The 21,222-nt window shown below is 46.9% G+C and carries 22 protein-coding genes; 8 read left to right on the forward strand and 14 right to left on the reverse strand.

From position 1 onward, the window contains the following. Positions 1–93: 93 nt before the first annotated feature. The 3 genes from H0248_RS10630 to H0248_RS10640 form a co-directional block, all read right to left on the reverse strand. The gene (locus tag H0248_RS10630) at positions 94–489 is read right to left on the reverse strand and encodes a hypothetical protein (RefSeq protein WP_180785903.1); all 396 of its coding nucleotides are present in this window, start codon (positions 487–489) and stop codon (positions 94–96) included. A 74-nt stretch (positions 490–563) separates the two neighbouring features. Further along, positions 564–947: a hypothetical protein gene (locus H0248_RS10635; RefSeq protein ID WP_180785904.1), complete on the reverse strand. Its 384-nt coding sequence runs from the start codon at positions 945–947 to the stop codon at positions 564–566. Between the two features lie 43 nt (positions 948–990). Next, positions 991–1,185: a hypothetical protein gene (locus H0248_RS10640; protein ID WP_039499580.1), complete on the reverse strand. Its 195-nt coding sequence runs from the start codon at positions 1,183–1,185 to the stop codon at positions 991–993. 593 nt (positions 1,186–1,778) lie between these two features. Between H0248_RS10640 and H0248_RS10645 the strand changes: the two genes are divergently transcribed. After that, positions 1,779–3,098 carry a tyrosine-type recombinase/integrase gene (locus tag H0248_RS10645; protein ID WP_180785905.1) on the forward strand — a complete coding sequence of 440 codons (1,320 nt, stop codon included), beginning with the start codon at positions 1,779–1,781 and terminating at the stop codon, positions 3,096–3,098. A gap of 83 nt (positions 3,099–3,181) precedes the next feature. Here the strand turns inward: H0248_RS10645 and darG are convergent, their stop codons facing one another. The 11 genes from darG to H0248_RS10700 all read right to left on the reverse strand — a co-directional run bounded on the left by darG (position 3,182) and on the right by H0248_RS10700 (position 11,442). Next, a complete protein-coding gene (gene darG, locus H0248_RS10650; protein ID WP_180785906.1) occupies positions 3,182–4,231 on the reverse strand; it encodes a type II toxin-antitoxin system antitoxin DNA ADP-ribosyl glycohydrolase DarG in 1,050 nt (349 codons plus the stop codon). 13 nt (positions 4,232–4,244) lie between these two features. Then, entirely contained in the window at positions 4,245–4,892 is a 648-nt protein-coding gene (gene darT / locus H0248_RS10655; protein ID WP_180785907.1) for a type II toxin-antitoxin system toxin DNA ADP-ribosyl transferase DarT, read from the reverse strand. 104 nt (positions 4,893–4,996) lie between these two features. Then, the gene (locus H0248_RS10660) at positions 4,997–5,830 is read right to left on the reverse strand and encodes a DUF4942 domain-containing protein (protein ID WP_180785908.1); all 834 of its coding nucleotides are present in this window, start codon (positions 5,828–5,830) and stop codon (positions 4,997–4,999) included. Positions 5,831–5,947: 117 nt separating this feature from the next. Next, the gene (locus H0248_RS10665) at positions 5,948–6,268 is read right to left on the reverse strand and encodes a TA system toxin CbtA family protein (protein WP_180785909.1); all 321 of its coding nucleotides are present in this window, start codon (positions 6,266–6,268) and stop codon (positions 5,948–5,950) included. Positions 6,269–6,336: 68 nt separating this feature from the next. Continuing rightward, on the reverse strand, positions 6,337–6,672 hold the full coding sequence (locus H0248_RS10670; RefSeq protein ID WP_180785910.1) for a type IV toxin-antitoxin system YeeU family antitoxin: 336 nt from the start codon (positions 6,670–6,672) through the stop codon (positions 6,337–6,339). Between the two features lie 39 nt (positions 6,673–6,711). Then, positions 6,712–7,194 (reverse strand): RadC family protein, encoded by a 483-nt coding sequence (gene radC, locus H0248_RS10675; protein ID WP_374705269.1) that lies wholly within the window; start codon positions 7,192–7,194, stop codon positions 6,712–6,714. Positions 7,195–7,409: 215 nt separating this feature from the next. Continuing rightward, positions 7,410–8,372 carry an Ivy family c-type lysozyme inhibitor gene (locus H0248_RS10680; RefSeq protein ID WP_180785912.1) on the reverse strand — a complete coding sequence of 321 codons (963 nt, stop codon included), beginning with the start codon at positions 8,370–8,372 and terminating at the stop codon, positions 7,410–7,412. A gap of 51 nt (positions 8,373–8,423) precedes the next feature. Then, complete coding sequence (locus H0248_RS10685; protein WP_180785913.1) at positions 8,424–8,639, reverse strand: transposase; 216 nt, start codon at positions 8,637–8,639, stop codon at positions 8,424–8,426. A gap of 56 nt (positions 8,640–8,695) precedes the next feature. Continuing rightward, positions 8,696–9,430 carry a helix-turn-helix transcriptional regulator gene (locus H0248_RS10690; RefSeq protein ID WP_180785914.1) on the reverse strand — a complete coding sequence of 245 codons (735 nt, stop codon included), beginning with the start codon at positions 9,428–9,430 and terminating at the stop codon, positions 8,696–8,698. Between the two features lie 215 nt (positions 9,431–9,645). Further along, positions 9,646–10,482 (reverse strand): DUF932 domain-containing protein, encoded by an 837-nt coding sequence (locus H0248_RS10695; protein WP_180785915.1) that lies wholly within the window; start codon positions 10,480–10,482, stop codon positions 9,646–9,648. Between the two features lie 84 nt (positions 10,483–10,566). Continuing rightward, entirely contained in the window at positions 10,567–11,442 is an 876-nt protein-coding gene (locus H0248_RS10700) for a GTPase family protein (protein WP_180785916.1), read from the reverse strand. A 331-nt stretch (positions 11,443–11,773) separates the two neighbouring features. Between H0248_RS10700 and H0248_RS10705 the strand changes: the two genes are divergently transcribed. The 7 genes from H0248_RS10705 to H0248_RS10735 are packed head-to-tail and all read left to right on the forward strand — an operon-like array spanning position 11,774 to position 21,094. Then, complete coding sequence (locus H0248_RS10705) at positions 11,774–12,676, forward strand: helix-turn-helix transcriptional regulator (protein ID WP_180785917.1); 903 nt, start codon at positions 11,774–11,776, stop codon at positions 12,674–12,676. 3 nt (positions 12,677–12,679) lie between these two features. Beyond that, entirely contained in the window at positions 12,680–13,654 is a 975-nt protein-coding gene (locus tag H0248_RS10710) for a dynamin family protein (protein WP_180785918.1), read from the forward strand. A 14-nt stretch (positions 13,655–13,668) separates the two neighbouring features. Next, positions 13,669–15,927 carry a dynamin family protein gene (locus H0248_RS10715; protein WP_180785919.1) on the forward strand — a complete coding sequence of 753 codons (2,259 nt, stop codon included), beginning with the start codon at positions 13,669–13,671 and terminating at the stop codon, positions 15,925–15,927. A gap of 14 nt (positions 15,928–15,941) precedes the next feature. After that, positions 15,942–16,811 carry a hypothetical protein gene (locus H0248_RS10720; RefSeq protein ID WP_180785920.1) on the forward strand — a complete coding sequence of 290 codons (870 nt, stop codon included), beginning with the start codon at positions 15,942–15,944 and terminating at the stop codon, positions 16,809–16,811. Positions 16,812–16,821: 10 nt separating this feature from the next. Continuing rightward, the gene (locus H0248_RS10725) at positions 16,822–20,073 is read left to right on the forward strand and encodes an ATP-binding protein (RefSeq protein WP_180785921.1); all 3,252 of its coding nucleotides are present in this window, start codon (positions 16,822–16,824) and stop codon (positions 20,071–20,073) included. Continuing rightward, positions 20,070–20,690: an HNH/ENDO VII family nuclease gene (locus tag H0248_RS10730; RefSeq protein ID WP_180785922.1), complete on the forward strand. Its 621-nt coding sequence runs from the start codon at positions 20,070–20,072 to the stop codon at positions 20,688–20,690. Before H0248_RS10725 ends, H0248_RS10730 begins: the two co-directional genes overlap by 4 nt. After that, complete coding sequence (locus H0248_RS10735) at positions 20,687–21,094, forward strand: SMI1/KNR4 family protein (RefSeq protein WP_180785923.1); 408 nt, start codon at positions 20,687–20,689, stop codon at positions 21,092–21,094. Before H0248_RS10730 ends, H0248_RS10735 begins: the two co-directional genes overlap by 4 nt. Positions 21,095–21,222 lie beyond the last annotated feature (128 nt).

Genomic DNA, 21,222 nt, shown 5'->3' on the forward strand with positions numbered 1-21,222 from the left:
GCGGTAATATGCAAAGCTATTTAGGTAACCAATAGCAATCAATTAGAAATAGCAATGTCTCGCCGCGTTGTTATTTCTATAATCGTTCCCATTTTAAATATTTTTTTGGTAATTTAAAACATCACGAACCCTGAGATACATTAATTTAGCTATTGTTATCATTTTCACCTTAAAATAATCTCCCTTTGATTTAAAAACGCATAACAACATAATTCCATAAATAAGCATAAAAAATTTAATACTATTTATTATAATACGATATTCATAATAATCATAAATAGCGAAACATAGTGGCAAAAGGAAAGGTATTAACATCCCTCTCCAAGATAAACGTGATACAAACAAGATGTAATCAGAAAAGGGTTCGATGTCTTTTATTTTTGTTTCTTTGCTGTAAACTTTACTTTTAGTGTCAACATAGTTATTTTTCAGGCGAAGTAATTCCCTTACACTCAACCCTGATTTTAATATTAGTGCTCTTTTATTCATTACACGATCCCTCACTCATAATGCAAGTAATTCCTGATTAACCACTATCGCCGATGAATAACGTTAAAATAAAATCAGTTAGCAAAAAAAACCATCAATTTAAATTTAATTAATTTTAAAACCGTAATCATATGTATATTATAATGATTAGCCTCAACTTTTAATACACAAAAAATCGATATCGAATAAATAATAAAAAAAGTTTTGACAAAGGCAATCACATTGCCACTATCATAGTAAGCGTAAATTGAAAAAAATAGGCTCATGAAGATAGGAAGATACATTGCTTCCCAGCATAAACGAGTAACGATAAAAACATAGTCTGCAAAGGACTCAGCTTTCTTCGTTGGGGTATTAAATTTAAAATCATCGCTTTTGACATACACATAGTTATTTTTAAGACGAAGTAGCTCGCTGACCGTCAACCCTGATTTTAAGATTAGTGTTCTTTTATCCATCACCCATTCCCTTGGTTGTTTATTCTGCGAACCAACTAAATCATCACCCCTTCGGCTCAATTCCCTTTTTGCGAAGCTCTTTGCGTGCAAGTTCCTTGAACCAATTACCTAAGCTGACGCCTTCTGTCGCTACGACCTCATCAAGCTGTTCACGTAGATCAGGGGAGATGCGTATCTGGAAAGTCGGTGATTTCCCTGCTGATGTTGATTTCTTAGTATCGCGTTTTATCATTGACATGTACGTACCTTTTTCAATATGATGAATGTAATAGGTACGTACACTATCACAAAAGCACATTACTCTCATCACCAGTTTCGGCAACAAGCTACGGGGTGCGTCATGTTCGATAATACACCTCTGGAACAAGAAGAAATCTGATCCTACCCATCTTGTAGGGTTTATCTTTGGGCTTGGCAGTCTCGACCTGTCTGGCATTGAGCTTCATCTGGGGGCATCTCCTCTAGACCGAACACGATATGCCCCCAGCGATGCCCCCAACTCACCGTAGATTTCCGTGAACGTGAGTAGACGAGCAGAGACAATAAGGGCCGTCAGACCGCGTATTATAAGGGTTTAGAGGGTGTTTGAGTAGACTTAGGGAGACGTTAAAATAGGTAGGATGGTGCCGATAATAGGAGTCGAACCTACGACCTTCGCATTACGAACTCAATAGACTGATGTTTCCTTCTGTTTTCCCTGTTTAAATATTGATACTTTATTTTTAAAAATCAGAGTATTAATCAATATTTAGGTTTCCACTCGTTCGCTGTCGTTTCCCCTGATATCATGCTAAGTGTGTACCCGAGAGTGTACCCCAGAAAGGACCTATTATGGCAATCATCATCACTCAGGATCGACAGTTAGCCTCTCTTTCAGTCACTGAAGAAGAAAAAGAAAATGTTGTCTCAGTCAAATCAAAAGCGGGCGGGGGTCTCTACATTCGTGTTCGTCATGGCAGCGAAAGTAAAAGCTGGATTTATCGTTACAGGATCGCACAAAAGCAAATCAAGCTGACATTGGGTAGCTACCCAGCGATGGGTCTGGCCCAGGCTCGTCAAGCCCATGCTGAAGCCGCTGAGTTAGTAAAAAAAGGCATTGACCCTCGTTATGCTAGAAAAAATGAGAAGCAGCAAAACGAGCAAATGCCAATATTCGCTGACTTGTGGCAAAACTGGTTGGCATTCAGAACAGAGAGCAAACCCATCAGCACTCGTACCATTACCGACTATAAAGGCACCTATCGCCGCCACCTCGAAAAGGCTTTGGGTAATATGCGCGTTAACGACCTTTCACGTTCTGTCATTTTCGAGCATCTCCGCCGAGTGAGAAAGGACAGTGCAGAAGGGGTTCGCAAAGGGTTAATCATCCTGAATCTGACCCTTGATCATGCCACGTTGCAAGGGCTAATTGAGCACAACCCTACTCGCTTGCTCAAACCGGCCATGTTTGGCGCATCAATGGGTAAACCGCGTGAACGTTGGTTACCGCAAGATGAGCTCCATATGCTTTGGAAAGCGCTGAATGAAGCCTCTGTTGGCGGAGGTTCCGTTGCTGCGGGTGGTCGCGGGATAGCATCCAGCGTGGTGATGTCATTGTCAGTGGCGAATGCACTTCGTCTGATTATATTCACCGGTGTTCGTCGGTCAGAAGCAGCAGAAATGCGCTGGGATCAAATCAACGGTGATCGTTGGACTATTCCAGCGACAAAAAATGGCAAAAGTCATATTGTCACACTACATCCCCACGCCCTATCCCTTATTCAAGAACAGCGAGTGATCACTGAAGGGGCTTATGTTTTCGGCTCCACCAGCAAACCGGGATTTCCTATCACTGGTGATGCCCTGACTCGTGCTCTGGAGCGTGTGAGATCTAAATATCTCGCGGAACTTGCGCCCTTCTCTCCTCATGACTTGCGTCGCAGCGTTGCCACGGGTTGTGCGGAATATTTGGATGCACCAGAGCGCTTGATCGAGCTTCTGCTGAATCACGTTCCTAAAGATCGATTAATCCGTACTTATCAAGTTGGGCAACAAGCGGACAAACTGAAAAAGCTATTCCTACGCTGGGGTGATTTTATTCAACAGGAAATCATTAACCTACCCGCATCAATGCCAAATAATGTCGTTAAAGTTCAGTTCGGTGGTAAGTAACAAATTAAGTAACAAATAAGGAGGCATGGCTCTGAGTCCCCAGAACAGCAAGAGCCATGCGAGTCATTAAACAAAGACTAAATCTAAGCAACGGTAGAGGTTAACCACCCCTTGCGATGCAACGTATCTACCGCTAAAGATATCTGACGCGGTGTAAACTGCCGTTTTCTCTCATTCCAGGCATAGATAAAATCAGTAACGTCTTCAGGGGACGTCAATGATTCATATTGCATTGTCCAGTGAACCGTTGAAAGTAGTTCCAGACCAAAAGGCGACTCAAAGCCTTCCACCAAATCCGAGACTTTCTGAAAGCGGCGATAAGTCTCTTCCTGCTGTTCAAGAAACGTTTTTGCCTCTTCTGCCACTCCGGGAACCAGCGAGAGCCGCTTATCAGGCATATCACCGCCATCTGAATACCCAGAGATCATATGCCCTTCAATCGCGTTAAGCACATGTCGAAGGTTTTCCGCATAAGGCCCATAATGCGCTTTCTGGTACTTAAGACGTAACGGTTCTCCAGATTCCTGCATAAAATACATCAGCTTATGTAATTCGAGCAAAGAGATGAACGGATCTAACAATCCATTAAGATAACGCTGCATCAGTTCAACCAGAGCAGCCCGTCCTGCCGTCATCTTTGGCACTTCTGTTTTATGAACCATACGTTCCGATGACGGTGCGCCGCTGGGATCGTAAATCGCAATCTGTACGGATTCAAGCGGTTGAACCGCTGACTCAATCAAGGGCTTAACATCTTGCCAGTCCAGACCGCCTAAGCCACTCCCCAATGGCGGGATTGCAATAGAGCGAATATCATGTTGTCGGATCACTGCGACCAGATCGTCCAATCCGGCAATGATATCTTCAAGGCGACTTTTTCCTTTCCAGTGACGTTTGGTCGGAAAGTTAATGATATAACGCGGATTGGTTAACTGTCCGGTCTCAAAGACGAACATTTTGCCAGGCACCACGAGTTTTGCTTTGCAGGAGGCCGCGTAGGCTTTGAAGTTATCCGGGTAAGCGTTTTTGAATTGCAATGCAATACCCCGGCCCATTACGCCGACGCAATTCACGGTATTGATGATGGCCTCAGTCTCTGCCTGGAGGATGTCACCCTGTCTGTATTCAATCATTATGAAATCCTCATCAGTAGTACCATTCTCGTTTCACCTCAACAGGGGGACGGTGCCCGTCAAGCGGGATCATGTTAGCAACCTGCTGATAAATCAAAGGTGAATGAACACCGATGCGCTCAATTAAATGCCAGGGGAAACAGCGCTCAATCAAAAATTCAGCCTGTTTCGCCTCTTTAGTTCCATTGCCACCGCTCCACTGATTACTTTGTATCGCGTCCCAATTCAACTCTCCAAGTTGGGATTGTTGACAACGATCTTCGAAGTAAAGTGAACCGGCATTAGATAACGTAAACGCCCAGCGTTGTCGATGTTGCTCCGCCCATGCCATGGTTGTATAGAGGTCAGCTTCAAGATGCAAAATAGGCTCCTGACCACCACGATAAGCCAACTCTGGATGATTGGATCTGTATATCAGGTATAGCATGACAGAGCGGGGACAAAAATAAAAAGGCACACATTGTCCCACATACAGATTGGGATGGTTTGTGAGCGTCAACTCATGGAGCCGACGCTGTTTAATGCTACTCATACCTATCATTGTACCGGCACCATGACGAACCGAGATTTGCTCGTCAGACAACAACCCTTCGGCAATGATCGAACGAAGTCGATCAATGTGAAGGATATGGTAAATCTTGGGACGTTCAGGGATCGGCATACAAACCAGCTCCTTTTAGCAATCCAATGCTAATCTGCCGCAATAATAACAAATTTTGGGGGAGGAAATAGGCATGAATACCACGCTAGTAAGAAAGGAAATGGCTACCTCGCCGCCAGCATCCCCGGATAGTGTTTGGCAATAATGTCGTTCATCTGCTCGATCAGGTCGGGGCGTCTAAAGGTGAGATGTCCGGTGCCTTTCTGAAAGTAACGCACACTAAAGAACTCATCCTCGTATTCCTGCTTGTGCGGATTATCACGGATATGGTCCATCAAACGGATGGTGATATCACCTCGGTTGTCGGGGATCGATTTGCCATCTAACAGATACAGCATACGTTCCAGATCGGCCAGTTGATCGCGTCGCCAGCCCCAGTTCAGACCAAAGCCCCAACGGTTGTATGTCACCAGATTGCTGATAATGATTTTCTTGCCGAAGTAACAAGGGTGATTGGTTTTGTAATCCCACGACAGCCCCTTGAATACGTTGATGACCCCGCGCTCGAATACCTCCTGCTTACTCCGATGAAGTTGCTCAAACGTGCTGAGAATATTGGTTTCGCTAATGGCCGGTAGGTCACCCTCGTCCAGATTTTTATGCCACTGGCTGCGTGCTTCGGCGTCCATTAGCGACAGCATGCCAGATTTCAGCATCAGGTCACGCCAGATATTGCGATCCAACATGCGCGTGATAGCTGGGATCGCTTTATCAGGTGTCTCTGTCAGCCAGCAATCGTAGCGGTGCCCTTGCTTCAGACCCCAGTCTTCGGCAGTGCCGCCGCCGATAGTCGCCGTGAGTGTTGAAATTGCCTGTAGCTGTTTGAGGAGTTGTTCTATCTGTTGCAGAGCGGCATCACGTCCGGTGACGATGCGTTCGATATTGGTCGAGCAAATCAGTTCGGTGTGTTCGGTTAAAACCTCGGGTTCAGTTTGCATAGTTTGTGATCCATACATAAAAGCAAATGCGCCAGCCGCTAAGGGCTGGCGCATTATGCATTGGGGAAGAGGATAAATAGATTTGGCTTGGTATTACTGGAAAGCGGCTCGCAATCTTTATACCTTGAGCAAGCCGGTAGCACGTCTGGCGCGGAGAACATCAACGGCGGTAAGAAATGGCGATTGCTCCTGCCAGTTAAAGCCGTTGCGATCGATACGCACCAGTTCATATTTTTCCACCAGAAAATTCACGGCATTGACCAGTGTAACGCCAGCATCGATATGCTCCTGAATCACATTTTCCTCACAGAGCGGCGTATCGTTCAGCGTGAGGCCGTAGTGCTTTTCCAGCAGGTAGGTCAGAAGTTGCTGCCAGACGGCTATAGGCGACGCACAGGGATTATCCTCCCGTGGCGGGATTGCAGGTGATGTTTGCATGGGAATTGTCTCTCAGGTTAAGTCGATAAGATCAGGGAAATGTTCAGAATGGGGAGAGAAGCAACGGGTTATTCTGCTGCTACCGAAGAGGAATAAATAACAATATACACATAACCAAAACTGCCCAGCGTATCGGCTTCACAGGTCCATTCGTTGCAATGCAGAATGATGCAGCCCTGCTGGCGGGGATTCAGTTCACCCGTGCGTAGCTTCTGCTCCAACAGCTTAATCAGCTCAGGGAAGCAACATTCCAGACTTTGAGCTACTGTTTTGCTGAACGTACCGACAACGCTGGCACGGTCTGCCAAATAATGCAGACGGTGACCTTCTTGCACCAGTCTGGCTCCGAATCGCGGCGTGATGGCACATTTTAATCCCCATTCAGGGGTATCCGATGATGGCATGATTGTTTCCTTATAAAAGTGCGATGGTAAATGTGATCATCACAACCAGCCGCGTTCAGCAAACGACACCACCTCAGCGCCGCCGACAACCAGATGATCGAGGACTCTGACGTCGAGCTGTGACAGCGCGTCTTTCAACTTGTCGGTGATATGACGGTCAGCCTGACTGGGCTCGGCCCAGCCGGAAGGATGGTTATGCGCCAGTATCACGGCAGCGGCGTTATGACGCAGTGAGGCTTTGAGGATTTCACGCGGATGCACTTCGGTGCTGTTGATACCACCCAGCGCGATAACTTCCTTTTCTATCAGGCGATGCTGGTTATCCAGATACAGCACCATAAAGACCTCGCGCTCCAGGCTAATGAGCTCCAGCATTAACCAGCTTTTGGTGTCCTCCGAGGTTTTGAACTGCCGCGCATTTTTACGCACCCGTTTTTCCAGCAGGCACAGCGCCATCTGGATGATGCGCTGCTCTCGGCTCTGTGCTATAGAAAAGCGTTGGACATGTTGCATTTCATGCATTTCCTTATCAAAGATAAAGGCTCCTGTTGCGTAAGCAACAGGAGCCAAAGTAAAAGAAGATATACGTATTTAATCAACAGATCATTGAAGCTGATTTATCTATCGGCTAACATATTTTATAATCCGTTAAAACATTACCGATATAATACATTGGTTTTTCCAGCATTTTAATTAATAGAGATAAATATCATCGATATGTGGATCTAATTATCTTTCTATTTCTTACTTTCATTATCTGGATTGCTAAAAGAGTTATTTTCACCATACTTTCGGTTTCTAAGCCACACAGGATCGTGTTTTTCCTTATTAAAGGACCACGCACCGATTGGATAGCGTTTAACCAATGCGCCGTTGATCCCAATATCAACGTTAGTAAGCCCATATGTGCTACTTTTCGTAATATAGGCATTAGGGCTGCAAACCCCAGTATCATACTGTTGCCAGGATTGAGTATCGCCACGATTTACAATATACAAATCACCAAAAGAGCAACCACTCTTCGATACCCGATTAAAAACGGCAACATGAAATTTTGCACTAGCAATCAGTACACATGTGCTGTTTGAACCGCCACAGGCTTGCCAGAGCGTGTATCCATTCTTATCAGTAAATTCCCAGATACTGTTAGGTGGCGGAGCATCTGGATTGTTATTGGCAACAGATTTATTCGCTTCCGCAATACGCTTTGCGGTCTCCTTTTTCTCGATTTCGTCCGCAAACAATATTTTCTTTTCCTCCTCTCCGGGTTCACCAAGGAACCCTTTTCGCTCACCAAAGTAATACCCTAAAACGCGATGCTCTGTAGGTTGATACAGAAAATTGAGATAATGTTCACCACAATTATGTGCTTCACACATCGAGCCCTTCAACCAAATTTTCCCTGCTATTTCAATGGGAAATAATGGGCTTTCTGGACCGTCTAACGGTGTGTTATCTTCCATCAAATTCTTCAGGCCTACCTTGTCCAGACTGGCATCGATATCCTTTTTATACTGGGGATCGCTGTTGTAGAGTTCTGAGGGGTAAGGACAGGTATTTTGGATTGTGTTTCCAACACTGCTTATCTTACATTGTAATGCTTCGCTTGCTGTTTTTATATTATTCGCCGAACTGGGGGGAATACTCAGAAATGGGGCAGACATTGCAACCCAGAGGGTATTTCTGATATAGATATTCATCGTGTTTCCTTAAACTTAAATAGAGCTGAAATATCAGCTCTATTGAAATAATTAAATGTCGCCACGATCCCGGAGGATTTTTCTCGCTAGCCTTTTTTCCATGTCAGTTGCACTACTAAAGAAACCATCATCATTCATGATTTTCTTTAGCTCAGCACTGCTTTTTCCATCCAGTTTTTCGTGGGTTTCTTTCATTTCACGAACATTACCTAATGCATCTTTTGCTGCCTCTTTGGCTAATTTTCCTGCTGCATCCCAAAATCCCATAGTCTTCTCCTTTGTGCTTAATGATTGGTTAACGCGTTAGTAATTATTGGATCGTCTCAGCTTTCATTTTCCTGGCAGATAATTTCTGCTACTGGTGCAGAGACAGTAGCGAATGCTGACATCACTTCGCGGATAAAACGAAAGTGTGGCAGCGCAGTAATGAAACTCGGGGTTGCCGTAAGTCGATAAATCACCTCACTGCGTGTATAGGTTTCTTTCGAGAAAGTGACAGCATGTATATCCGTTAGCGGAAAAACTGCGATGCGCCCCTGATATTCTCCTGTCAAATACCAGCATCCAGTCAATAGAATCAGGCGATAAGGGGCTAACCTCTCACAGCGATTACCATCAGCTAAAAGGCATACGCGTTGTTTCTCCGTAATGGCGGTGGCAAGTCGATAGAAGGAACCAGACAGTGACGTAGTCGCTGTATTCGGGACACCATGCCAGATAAGGCATGGTGCATCATCACTGCCAGCCAGCAGGATGTTTACCAGGCGACTATCAAGGTCTGGGAACATACCAGCGACACCGGATTGACGGGCAAATGTCAGTGCTACCTGATCAGGATGAACAATGTTATGCCCTGTGAGCAGTCGGCAATTTCCGCTGTTATATTCCAAATCCAGATACATCAGACGCTCACGGAAATCCCGGCGCAGAGTACGTACTGACACGCCAAATTCAGCGGCCAGTTTACTAACATTTAACGTTTCTCCGGCCAACAGACGGCTGATGATCAACGACAACCTGATAGCCAGACGATCATAACGACGCTCTGCCTTAGGCATGATTTCATCTCCGTACAAAGTTAACTGACTAAAAATAGATATGAATACTTTAACGAGGGGGATGGTCAGGGTATGGACACGATGAAAAATATTTTTATTTCAGAGGTAAGGCAGGTGTCACGCGGGTTGGCTGGATAAAATTGCGTTTTCTTGTTCTATCCCGAGGATTTATGCGGACAGGATGTGTCCGTATTGGCAATCCCTGTTAATGTTTATCATACTGGCAAACGCCCTTGTTCATGTGCCAGCATGGTTTCCGCCATCACCCACAGCGCCCGGTTGAGTTTGATATCGCCATCAATCCCTTTGACTGCTCGTGTCCGGGCCTGCCTGCCCTGCACGGAGCGACCGGTCAACCCGCCTTTTATCAGGTTCTCCTGTACCCGTTGATAGGTGGTCCACAGGTCGTTGGACTCATCCTGCCAGCGGCGTGGAGCCAGTATCTGAGCTGCTGTGACCGGCTGGTGGTCTTCGCCAAAGCGATAGGTCAGTGCCGCCTTTGCCAGCGCTACCTGAGCCGGTGGCGGCAACAACAGTGACTGCATGGCATCCCGCTTCTCATCAATATGTTCAAAGGTATCCAGTACCTCATAAGCCCCTTCAATCACCCGCTCAACCACATCACCTTTATGTGGCACCCGAACCTCACCCAACGATTCACCACAAATCAGGCCGTTCTGGCACACACTGCGAAACAACCCCGGCAGCATCTGATATGAACTTGAGCCGTCATGACTGTTCAGCAAGATAATCTCCGGCACCTGCTGGCCGGTGATTTGCCCTTCCCGACGCAGGCGTAACATGTGTTTGGTGTGTTCGCGTTTGCCGATATCCCTGACGCGGGTCTGGCAGGCAAAGAAGGGTTGGAATCCTTCACGTTGCAGATTATCCAGCAGGGTAATGGTCGGGATACAGGTGTAGCATTCACTGCGCGACGCGTGTTTGTCCTCACTAAACACGCTGGGGACCACGCGGAACAGTTCATCGCGTGTTAACGGCCGGTCACGACGGATAACATTGGCAGCACCAAAGCGGGAAGCTAAACGAACCATAGGAATTTCCTCAGAAAAAGAATAAACGAAAACCCTGCCGCAAAAGCGACAGGGTCAGATGAGAATGAAAAGGTTAGGTGTTGCCTAGAACAGCAGTGACCACAATGAGCGGGCGAGCGACACTATGGTTTGTTTGAGGCTGCCGATAAGCATTTTTAACGGTGCGGGGACGGCAGGCAGCGCAATCATGCTATCAAGTACGTCACCGACCGATTGGGCAAAATCATTCTGAGCCCGGCTCTCAATCGCCACTGAACGCCAGTCGGGCTGTAACCGGGCTGACAACGGGCTGCTGGCCTTCGGCGGTAAACACTGAAACAGCGTATCCACCATTGCTGCCATGCCCCAGCCGGTTTTTACCGATACGGCACAGACCGGATGGATGGGAAAGAAAGTGGAACGCACGGCGACGCGACGGGCATAAATATTGCCGGACTGATTGAGTGAAGGTTGCTGTGTGTCCCAGCCCCACTCGTGGCAAGGCTCCAGCTTATCTACCTGATTCAGGACAAACAGTATCTTGTCACGGTAGCGCTCACCGATAACGGTGCGATAGACATGCTGGTCAACGGAGAGCGCTCGGTCATCGGCCTTGAGCAACCAGAGCACGATATCAACGCGGGGCAACCAATGCTGATAGAGCGCAGCATAGTCACGGTCCCGCGCCTCACTCTCACCAACTCCGGGTAAATCAACAAACAGAATGCTGCGTTGCCCCGATGACAACCGGAACGTAAGGGCGTGTCGGGTACAGGCGCTGTTATTACTGACCGGGGACACGTCCCCCTGAAATAGTGCATTACACAGGCTGGATTTACCCGCACCGGTCTTGCCCATGATGCCGATGACGGGTTCGTATTGGATCAGTTGTTCAATGTGATCAATGACGCGCTGGTGCAGGATATCGGGCAATACTGACAGCGACGCCTGTATCTCTCGCAGGTTCTCGTGGTTGGGCATAAGAATTTCTCAGACAGACAAAACAGTGTGGCGGGTATTGAAAATCGCCACAGATTGAGGTGTGCATGGGAATAATATCTATCTGAAATTTATTGTAATATTGGTCTCTAAACTATCTGGTAAGGGGTAAGACGTGTACCGGTCAGGAGTAAGTATACGATTGCACAAAACAGGGGCGATCTTAACATCCTCAAGTTTTTTATTTTTATGCCGATACCAAACTCTATCCCTGTGAAACTTGAACATATCAATACTTTTTATTCACTGATGACATAACCTGTCAACGGCAAGGGGTAAGCTCAGTAATATAAGAGCACACAAGGAAAAAGTGATGGGCAAGAAGAACCTTCTGTTGGCCTCGCGTCTGGCCGACATCTTATTACGATTTAACCGCGGTGAAACTTTAACGCTGAACGGGTTGGCAGAAGAATATGGGGTTCATCCACGTACTATTCGCCGTGACATTGAAGATCGCCTTGCTATCGCTGGCGTCGAAAAAGATACCGTTAAGAGCAGTTATAGTTTACGTGTCGAGTACCTAGGTAAATTTGATGCCTCCAGTATTGATACTTTCGCTGAGGTTGCTGGTGTTAAAGAATTATTTCCAGCACTAGATAAGAAGATACTACAATCAGTCTTTTATCCAACACCTGAGCAAAACATCCTAGTGATGGGACATCGTTATATTAAAAATGCACAGCAAACAGAGAATTTCACACGTTTGCAGCAAGCAATTAGTGAATGTCGCCGCATTGACTTTAGCTACTTTAAACGAGCAGAGCACCACACCTACCATGTTGAACCATATCAGTTAATTAACCATAGCGGCATCTGGTATCTTGCAGCAAATCATAATGGAAAAATGAAGAAATTCACCCTTAGCAAAATTTCAGCCCTACACTGCACATTTGATATTTTTAAACGATCCAGAATCCTACTCAATGATTTGAAAAATGAAGAAAGCGTCTGGAGTAATGAGGTTAAATTCGAAGTTGTCATCAAAGTTTCACCTGAGGTTGCAGAATATTTTCAGCGCCGAGATTTAGTCATCGGCCAAGTAGTAGAAAAAGAACTGACTGATGGAGGATTAATTATCTCCGCTCGTATTTCACATAAAAACGAAGTTTTACCTATCGTGCAATATTGGCTGCCCCACCTGAGGATCGTTTCGCCAGAAAGTTTACGACAAGAACTAGAAACCACTATGCGTCATTATTTAGGAATACAAGGATAGTCAATGGCAGGAATAAAACGCAACAGAGCAAAATCGCCAGTAAAAGCTTTTTCAGCCTCTCAACACTGTAGCGTCATTGTTACTGCAACCATGAGTGCGGGAAAAACATCACTGATTAATGCTCTTCTTGGAGATGATCTGTTGTTTTCAGCAAACGAGGCTGCAACTGCAACGCTCACCCGCATTATCCCTAATCGTAATTTACGCCAGCGGGTTGAGGGTGCAAGTTATACCGTCTATGGAGAGCTTCACGCGCAGTCGGATAACGTATACAGTGAACTATTGCGTCAATGGAACGATCATCAGGCGGTTAGCAGCATCAACCTTGGCTGCCGCATTGCGGGATTGCGCAAAACTGTACGTCCCCTAGCTATCTACGATACCCCAGGTCCAAATAACAGCCAAGATATGAGCCATAAAATACTGTTGAATACCGCTCTCGCACTACCAGGCAAAAAACTTCTAGTCTATGTACTCAACGCAACCCAACTTGCAACTCGTGATGATGAGTGTCTATTGCAGGAAATCAAACAGAATGTGAATCTGACGACCAACGATTCTATTATTTTTATCCTTAACAAAGTCGACGAATTGGACGAAGAGCATGGTGAATCTATAGAGCTATTTTTGAATAAATCTCGTGATTATCTTGAACGTATTGGTTTCCGGCAGCCAATTATTATTCCAGCCATGATGCAGATGTCATTAATTGCGCGAAAAATCCTTAATAGAAAGCCTGTAACCCGTACTCAGCACAGGCGTTTGCAGACGGAATTACAGCGTTTTCATCAGAATAAACATTTGTTTAATCTCGCCTCAAATATTCCTGCTGTGATTAAGCGTCAGATCTACGCCGAGTTAAACAGAACTAAACCTGAACATGCGGAATTTGGCATTTTTAATAAAACAGAACTCAATCAATTCATCGCTTATAGCGGTATTCGTACCCTTGAGCTTTATATATCACAACATAATTAATCTCACGGATAACTATGAATAGCATTTATATAGAACACAACCCATTTACTGTGGAATCAGTTTTTCTGATTAATGGAACCGAACCCGCCCCTGGCTGCAAATTATCGGACTATAAAGAGGCACGTCTGCAGTTGTGGGTTGAGTCTCTGTTTAACGAAATTCAGGCTCTACTCAATGGCGAAACGCAGTTCGACGTGACATTTAAAGGGGTGGAATCTGATTATATCGATGTGCAGGGCGCAGCCGAGCACGCCCGTACAAATGGCATGATAATTGCATTGCGCTGGGAACCGGTGCGGGCAACGGAAGATCGTCTGGACGAAATCAATGCTCTGATGGCAGAGGCAAAGAAAAATGATCAGTTCAGCAAATACATAGAAGATAATGAACAGGTGCGCAACGATTTTCACGAGGCGTTTAACAACGACTTTAACGTCTATGTTGTAGCAACCATGTCTTCCGGAAAATCCACGCTAATTAACGCCATGCTGGGGCAGGATTTGCTCCCTGCTGCCAACGAAGCAACAACGGCGACAATCGCACAGATTATTGATGATAAAACCACCGGAAGCCGCTTCTTAGCTCGCCGCTTCTCAGTTGAGGGAGAGCAAGAGTCTCATCCAGATGTTTCTATCGAGACGCTTAAAATATGGAATAGCATGGAAGGTACGCAGGAGATAGAGCTATGCGGCAATATTGTTGCGATGCAGCCACGCGACCATGTACGTCTGGTGTTAACCGATACTCCAGGGCCAAATAACAGCCAGGATGCAGGCCACGAACTTAAAACTATGAGTTTTATTAAAGATTCGCGCCGTAATCCTCTGATTTTGTATGTTCTAAACGGAACGCAACTGGGTACGAATGACGATAGAAACCTGCTGAGCCTAGTGGCTGAAACCATGCAAAAAGGTGGTAAGCAGAGCAAAGATCGCTTTATTTTTGTGGTCAACAAAATGGATGCCTTCGATCCGGAAAGTGGGGAAGATGTGGGGGCTGCTCTGGGGCGTGTAACTGAATACCTGGAAGCCAATGGTATCCGCAATCCGCAGGTTTATCCGGTCTCAGCCCATCTAACCCGCCTACTGCGCAAACATCCCGACAGCCTGACCAAGAAAGAGCGAGGAGATTTACACACTCTGACAGAGCTGTTTGTTGAAGAGCCGATGATGGATTTCCCGTCCTATATGCCACTGACCTCACGCGTGCGCCGCAGCCTAGAAGAACGTGGTTTGAGCGGTGTTCTGAAACGTAGCGGCCTTCCTGCCGTAGAAGTGATGATTGATGAATACATTGATAAATATAATGTCCCAACTCGCCTGAACCGTGCCTATACCGCTCTGCACCGTGCTATTAGTCTCGGGATGAAAGAGACACAATTGGCCGAACAACTCCAGCGAGAGGAAAGCGAACTAGCATTGATTAACGATGAGATCATCTTGCTGCGGGAACGTCGTAAGAAAGGGCTGGACACTGAAACGTACAAGGATCGCGTGCGCCGCGAAGGTAAAGGTTTGCCGAAATTCGTTGGTAGCTCATTCTCCACGTCGGATGCAAAATTCCGTGGCATATTGAATGAATTGAGTAACACCATTAGCTCTCAGGGTGAAGTGGATGCTAGCCGCGCGCAGATTGAACTCAGCAATGCAGAACGCCAGCTTTCTTTCTTACATAACGACCTGATTGGCGATTTTGAAACCGTATTCGAAGTAAGCCAACAGCACATAAAAGATGAGCTAAATGATGAGTACAAGAAATTTATTACGAGTATTTTTGACGAAACCCGCCAACTATCTCTCCCTATGCTACAGGGACTGAAAGAGAGTATTCAGGGGGTATCACTCAATCTCGACCTTAATGACCGTGACATTCAAATAAAACAGGTGGTCAGCGGGCAGAGAGAAGTCAGCAATTCTCGCTGGTATAACCCTTTTTCTTGGGGAAGTACTCGTACTGTCTACGAATACCGAGATGTCAAATACGTAGATATGAACGATGTCTGGAAACAGAAAAGAACGCTGGTTGAAAGTGCATTTAACGACTTACGCAGTTGTGCTCTTGAAAAATTTGAAACCGATAAAAACAAACTGGTAGAGAATTACCTAGCCTTTATTGAACGTGAATTTAACGAAAAATTCGACGCGCTGGTCAATGCTCTCCAGACACAGCTCACCGACAAAGAAAAGCGTGAGGAAGCGATTAACGAAGCAAAAGAGCAGCAGCGCTGGATTAATGATTTCAAAACAAAGCTTGATAATACGCTAGCTATCTGAGGATGGAATTTTCAATGGACGACATCATGCAGACTTTTCGACAGGCGCTGCTACAGCACTTGGCTGAAAACGAACTGGAAAGCGACGCTCTGCGCCAACTTCTCCTGGCGGTACCGAACAATACGGTCTTTGATGATTATGAGGTGAATGAACTTCTTGAGTCCATCGAGCCGAGCGAACTCGACTGGAACGCAGGTTATTTTGCCCATCAGCGTAAGCTGGCGCAGCGTAATTTTTCACAAAAACGCCTTAACCATCTTATTGACGTTCGTGAGCATCTCATGAATGAGGGGATAGCGGGTTTTGTCAGAATTTCAGCTACTGCACAGGAAACCAAAAAAATGACAAACAATAACGGCATTGGCGATTATACGCCGGGCGATAACCTGGCAGATATGGTACTTAACCGTACGACTAGCCTGGCACGCTCAGCGTTGATTAACGAGCTGGAAGATAACCGTTTGACAATAGATGAAGTCACCCAAGCCGTTCGCTGGACCCATGAGCGCGTGCCGGACCTCTTCATAGACTACGAAGAAAACGCTCTGGCAGGCAAGATGATACTTGATCCCGCTCAGTGGGATGCGGAGTATTATTATCTCCAAACCTCCTACATCAATGTTAACTTTGCAGAATCCCGTTTTAAGCATTTGATTGAAGTGCGTAACATGCTGCGTCAGCGCGGCGTTAAAGGGTTTGAACGCATTGTTATCACTCGGAGACAACCGCAATCTCGGCCACAGCAGCACGACCAGTCAGGTTATCGTACCGCGTCGTCTTCCACTACCACTGCATCGTCGGTACAGCCTGGCTTCCTGCGCGTTGCATTATTGGCTGGTGGCGCGTTGGCTCTGCTTGCAGCTCTAGTCATTTCACTACTTTAAGGATGACGTTATGGCACAATCAATCATCACGCCAACTCGTTTGCAGGAGTTAGAACTGCGCACAGAGGTCTCTCTCCAAGCGGCGAGATCCTTAATTAATCGCAGCTATTTGGCAGAAATGAAGCTCTATCCGCTCCAGGATCTCGCAAGCCAGACGGGGCTTGCGGTCAACCGCGCTACGGATATTCGGATCTTTCGCATTGAGCGTATCGTGCAGGAGAACAAGAAGTCGGTGCTTGAAAGCACGACTGCGGCCTACACGGCACTCGGCGCAGCTGGGTATACCGTTTTCCTGTTTCTGAAATCTGACGGTCGTGAAACACATTTGTACATTGGTACGCGTGGAACAGCCGGTAAAACGCTGGGACACAGCGCTGGCGAACTGCTCAAAGAAACCTTCAAGGGCCATTTTTCGGGTAGCCATCTCATCCCTCTGGCCGCAACCGAAACGGATGAACTGCTGGATGGTGCACTGGCTCAGCAGCATGAACCCTCTGCGTCAATCACTGCCGTAACCGGAGTGCCGTCGTTATCTACAGACAACCATGATCTCTTTATGCAAGGCTTAGAGCACTTTATTGATGCAGCGGAAAGCCGTGTCTATCAAGCGCTGATCCTTGCAGAACCTATCTCTCCGCAGAATCTTGAGGTGATCCGTACAGGCTATGAGCAGGTTGCTACCCAGCTTTCTGGGCTGGTAAAACGTAATTACTCTTACGGTGCGCAGGACAGTGAAAGTATTGGCCTGAGCATCAGTGAGGGACTGAGTCAATCGCTGGGCGAAAGCCTAGGAATGACGGAAACCAAAGGTACCTCGGACACGACGGGTACATCAACAAGTTCAAGTTGGGGTAATACCTACACCAGCGGTGCCAGCAACGCCTTCACGCGTACTGTTGATGAGTTTCAGCGCTCATACCAGCAGGGGGACACCATGGGGCCAATGCGCAGCCTGGGTTGTCTGCTGAAACACAATGTTCTAGAACGTAACATTTCTGCTAGCCAAACGAGTGGCGGTTCAGCCGGTGTTTCCAGTAGTCAGACGGCTACCCAGTCGCATGCTAACTCGACCACGACGACCCAGACAGATACCACCACCCGGACAGACAGCCATTCGCTGAATAAAACTCAAGGTAATACTCGGCAAATTGCCTTTGACATCACCGACAAAACCGTTGAGAAGCTGCTCGAAAAAGTGGATCACCATCTGGAAAGGGTGAACGAAGCTCACACCTATGGTGGATGGCAGACTGCAGCCTATTTCATCGGCGACAGCACCGCATCCTCTGAATCACTTGCTAGTATTTTTCTTGGGTTAATGCGCGGTAGCCGCTCTAGCACCGAGGATTTCGCACTGACGACATGGCAGTCACGCGAAAAAAAAATGGTGCTCGAATGGCTGACAACGTTGACGCATCCGCACTTGACTCCAATGTTTTCAGCCGGTATCAACATTGATTTCCTGACCCCCGCCACGCTAGTTTCCAGTAAGGAGATGGCCATTCAGTTAAGCCTGCCGCGCCGCTCAACCTCCACAGTTGCCGTTCTGCAAACTCAGGCGTTTGGCCGCAAAGTCCAACGTCTGGACAGCAACAACGCAACGGAAAAGCGTGAACGACAAATTTGTCTAGGCCAGATCCGTCACCTGTGGAACGACTTGCCACAGACCATCAATCTTGATGTTAACCAACTGGCAAGCCACCTTTTTGTGACCGGTTCGACTGGTGCAGGCAAAAGCAACACCATTTATGAGTTGCTCTCTCAACTGGGCCAGCACGGAATCCCTTTTCTAGTCATTGAACCGGCGAAAGGCGAATATAAACATATCTTTGGTCATCACCCTGACGTGCGTGTTCTGGGCAGCAATACTCGCTACAGCGAGCTGCTGCGGATTAACCCGTTCCGTTTTCCACCAGAAACCCACGTTCTGGAACATATCGATCGCCTAGTGGAAGTGTTTTCTATGTGCTGGCCAATGTATGCGGCCATGCCAGCTATCCTCAAAGAGGCGATTCTACAAAGCTACAGCGAATGCGGTTGGAACATGGTCGACTCTATAAACCAGTTCTCGCCAGCACTGTTCCCGACCTTTAACGATCTACTGGCGCAGTTACAAGCCGTGATTGATGATTCGGCCTATTCGCAGGAACTAAAAAGTAACTACACCGGTTCGCTGGTGACTCGCGTTAAATCGCTGACCAATGGGCTGAATGGACAGATATTCTGCGGCGAAGAGATCGACAGCATGGAGTTGTTCGACCGTAAAGTCATTATCGATCTCAGTCGTATCGGCGCGCAGGAGACAAAATCGCTGATCATGGGCATTCTGGTGATCCGCCTGAGCGAATACCGCGCGGCAAACTCCGGTATGAATCAGCCATTAAAACATGTCACTGTCCTAGAAGAAGCTCACAACATTCTGAAACGTGGCAACACAAGCGGCGGAGAAGGCAACGACATTACCGGAAAATCCGTTGAAATGCTCGCCAATGCGATTGCAGAAATGCGTACCTGGGGCGAAGGATTTATCATTGCCGATCAATCCCCTTATGCCGTTGATATTTCGGCCATTCGTAATACAAACACCAAAATTATCATGCGGTTGCCGGATGAAGCCGATCGCCGGATTGCAGGGAAATCCGCAGGGCTGAACGATGAGCAACTCGATGAACTGGCGCGTTTTCCAAAAGGGGTCGCGCTGGTTTACCAGAATGACTGGCTTGAACCCGTGCTTTGCCGAGTGAATAAATTTGCTGGTAAAGAAGTGCTGTATCACTACGATGCTCCCACATCCATGGCGACTAACGCGCAGCAATTCAACCAACATTTGCTCAATTGGTTACTGTCACCACGCGTACCAGTCCCACAGGTAATATCACTTGAGACGCTAGAGGCTGAATTGGATGGCAGCAACCTCGCTACGACACAAAAAATCCAGTTAAAATCGTTATTTTCTGCTTTCCGAGAAACAGGAATGCTCGGACTGCATCAGGAGCAGAATTTTGCCCGACTGGCGAACATCGTGGTTAATCTGTTCGGCTACTCCTCCGCTATTGAACGCTGTGTGCGACAAGCGTCAGGGTTTGATGTCCTCGACACAACGTTCCGTCGGTTGATTACCCGGCAGGCAGGCGAGTTGCCCGAATCGCTCAATGTAGCAATACAACAATGCTTTATGCGCGATCTGGTTACCCGTAGCGAGGAGTTTCTGCCTGTGTATGCCGAATGGCGTGATTACATTACCTCGGAGGCTGTCGCATGATTGAGGCAATTATAATTAAAGAGCTGGAAAAAGAGATGGTGGGAACACTCATGGAAAGAATGGGTGAACTTCCCAGTAGAGATGTTTCGCTAAAAGAACTCGATAAACCTATTTTCATTAAACAGGCTACCGAACAGTGTGGTCTGCGCCTTGGGCTCACTGAGTTGACCGAAGAGACCAAAGAGGTGCTTACAGAAGATGGCTACAGCAAGGAGGTTATCGACAACATCGGCAGTGAAGAGGAAGCCACAATCTATCAGGAAGCGGGACTGGAATGTCAGCCCGTAAATGGTAAAGATGCGCTAGTAAATAACGACATCGACCTAGAACAAACTGACGCACTGGGTAATACCAACCTTGAACGAATGGAGATGGGTAAACCACCGCTGGATGAGAACGGTAAACCCATTGAACTGCACCACATCGGGCAGAAATCGGATTCTCCGCTGGCGGAACTGACCCACGAGCAGCACATGGAAGGCGGCAATAATACGGTACTTCACGACACCACAAAAGAATCGGAGATCGATCGCGGTTCCTTTGCTAAAGAACGAGAGGATCACTGGAAAGCCCGAGCCGAAGAGATTAAACAACGTCAGGAACAGGAGGGAGCATGAAACAGGTCGAACAACAGGTTGCAGCGCACAATGCCATTACTCGCCCAGCAAGCGAGCAGGAAATTGCCGCAGCGGAACAAACGCTACAAATCGCATTTTCCCCAGAATACCGAGCCTATCTTGCACTGTTTGGTCTGATAGCTTCCGGTGCAACCGAACTCTATGGGCTCGGCATACCCGTCACGTCCCACCTGAATATTCTGAGTGCAATAGTCCCTCTGCGCGAGGGCAAAAATTATCCGTTACAGGCGGTTCCACTGTGCGAAATTGGCGATGGTTACTATTATCTTTACGACAATCAGGCACGGCAGATTTTAACCTGGTCAATGGTGTCTGGCGTTCAGGAGTGTAGCAATGAATCGCTCGAAACATTCCTGCTAAAAACCGTGTTTGATATTCAATAGTAGACGTCTCCTTCCATAGCAGAGTCGAAAGGCTCTGCTGTTTTTCACTTTACAGATTTATAAATCACCATAGCTCAACCAAGCCCCCCACACTGCAAAAGCGCTCGCGAACTGATCGACTGGTTTGA

Origin of the sequence: Pectobacterium brasiliense, assembly GCF_013449685.1 — a bacterium.
Taxonomy (GTDB): Bacteria; Pseudomonadota; Gammaproteobacteria; order Enterobacterales; family Enterobacteriaceae; genus Pectobacterium; species Pectobacterium brasiliense_A.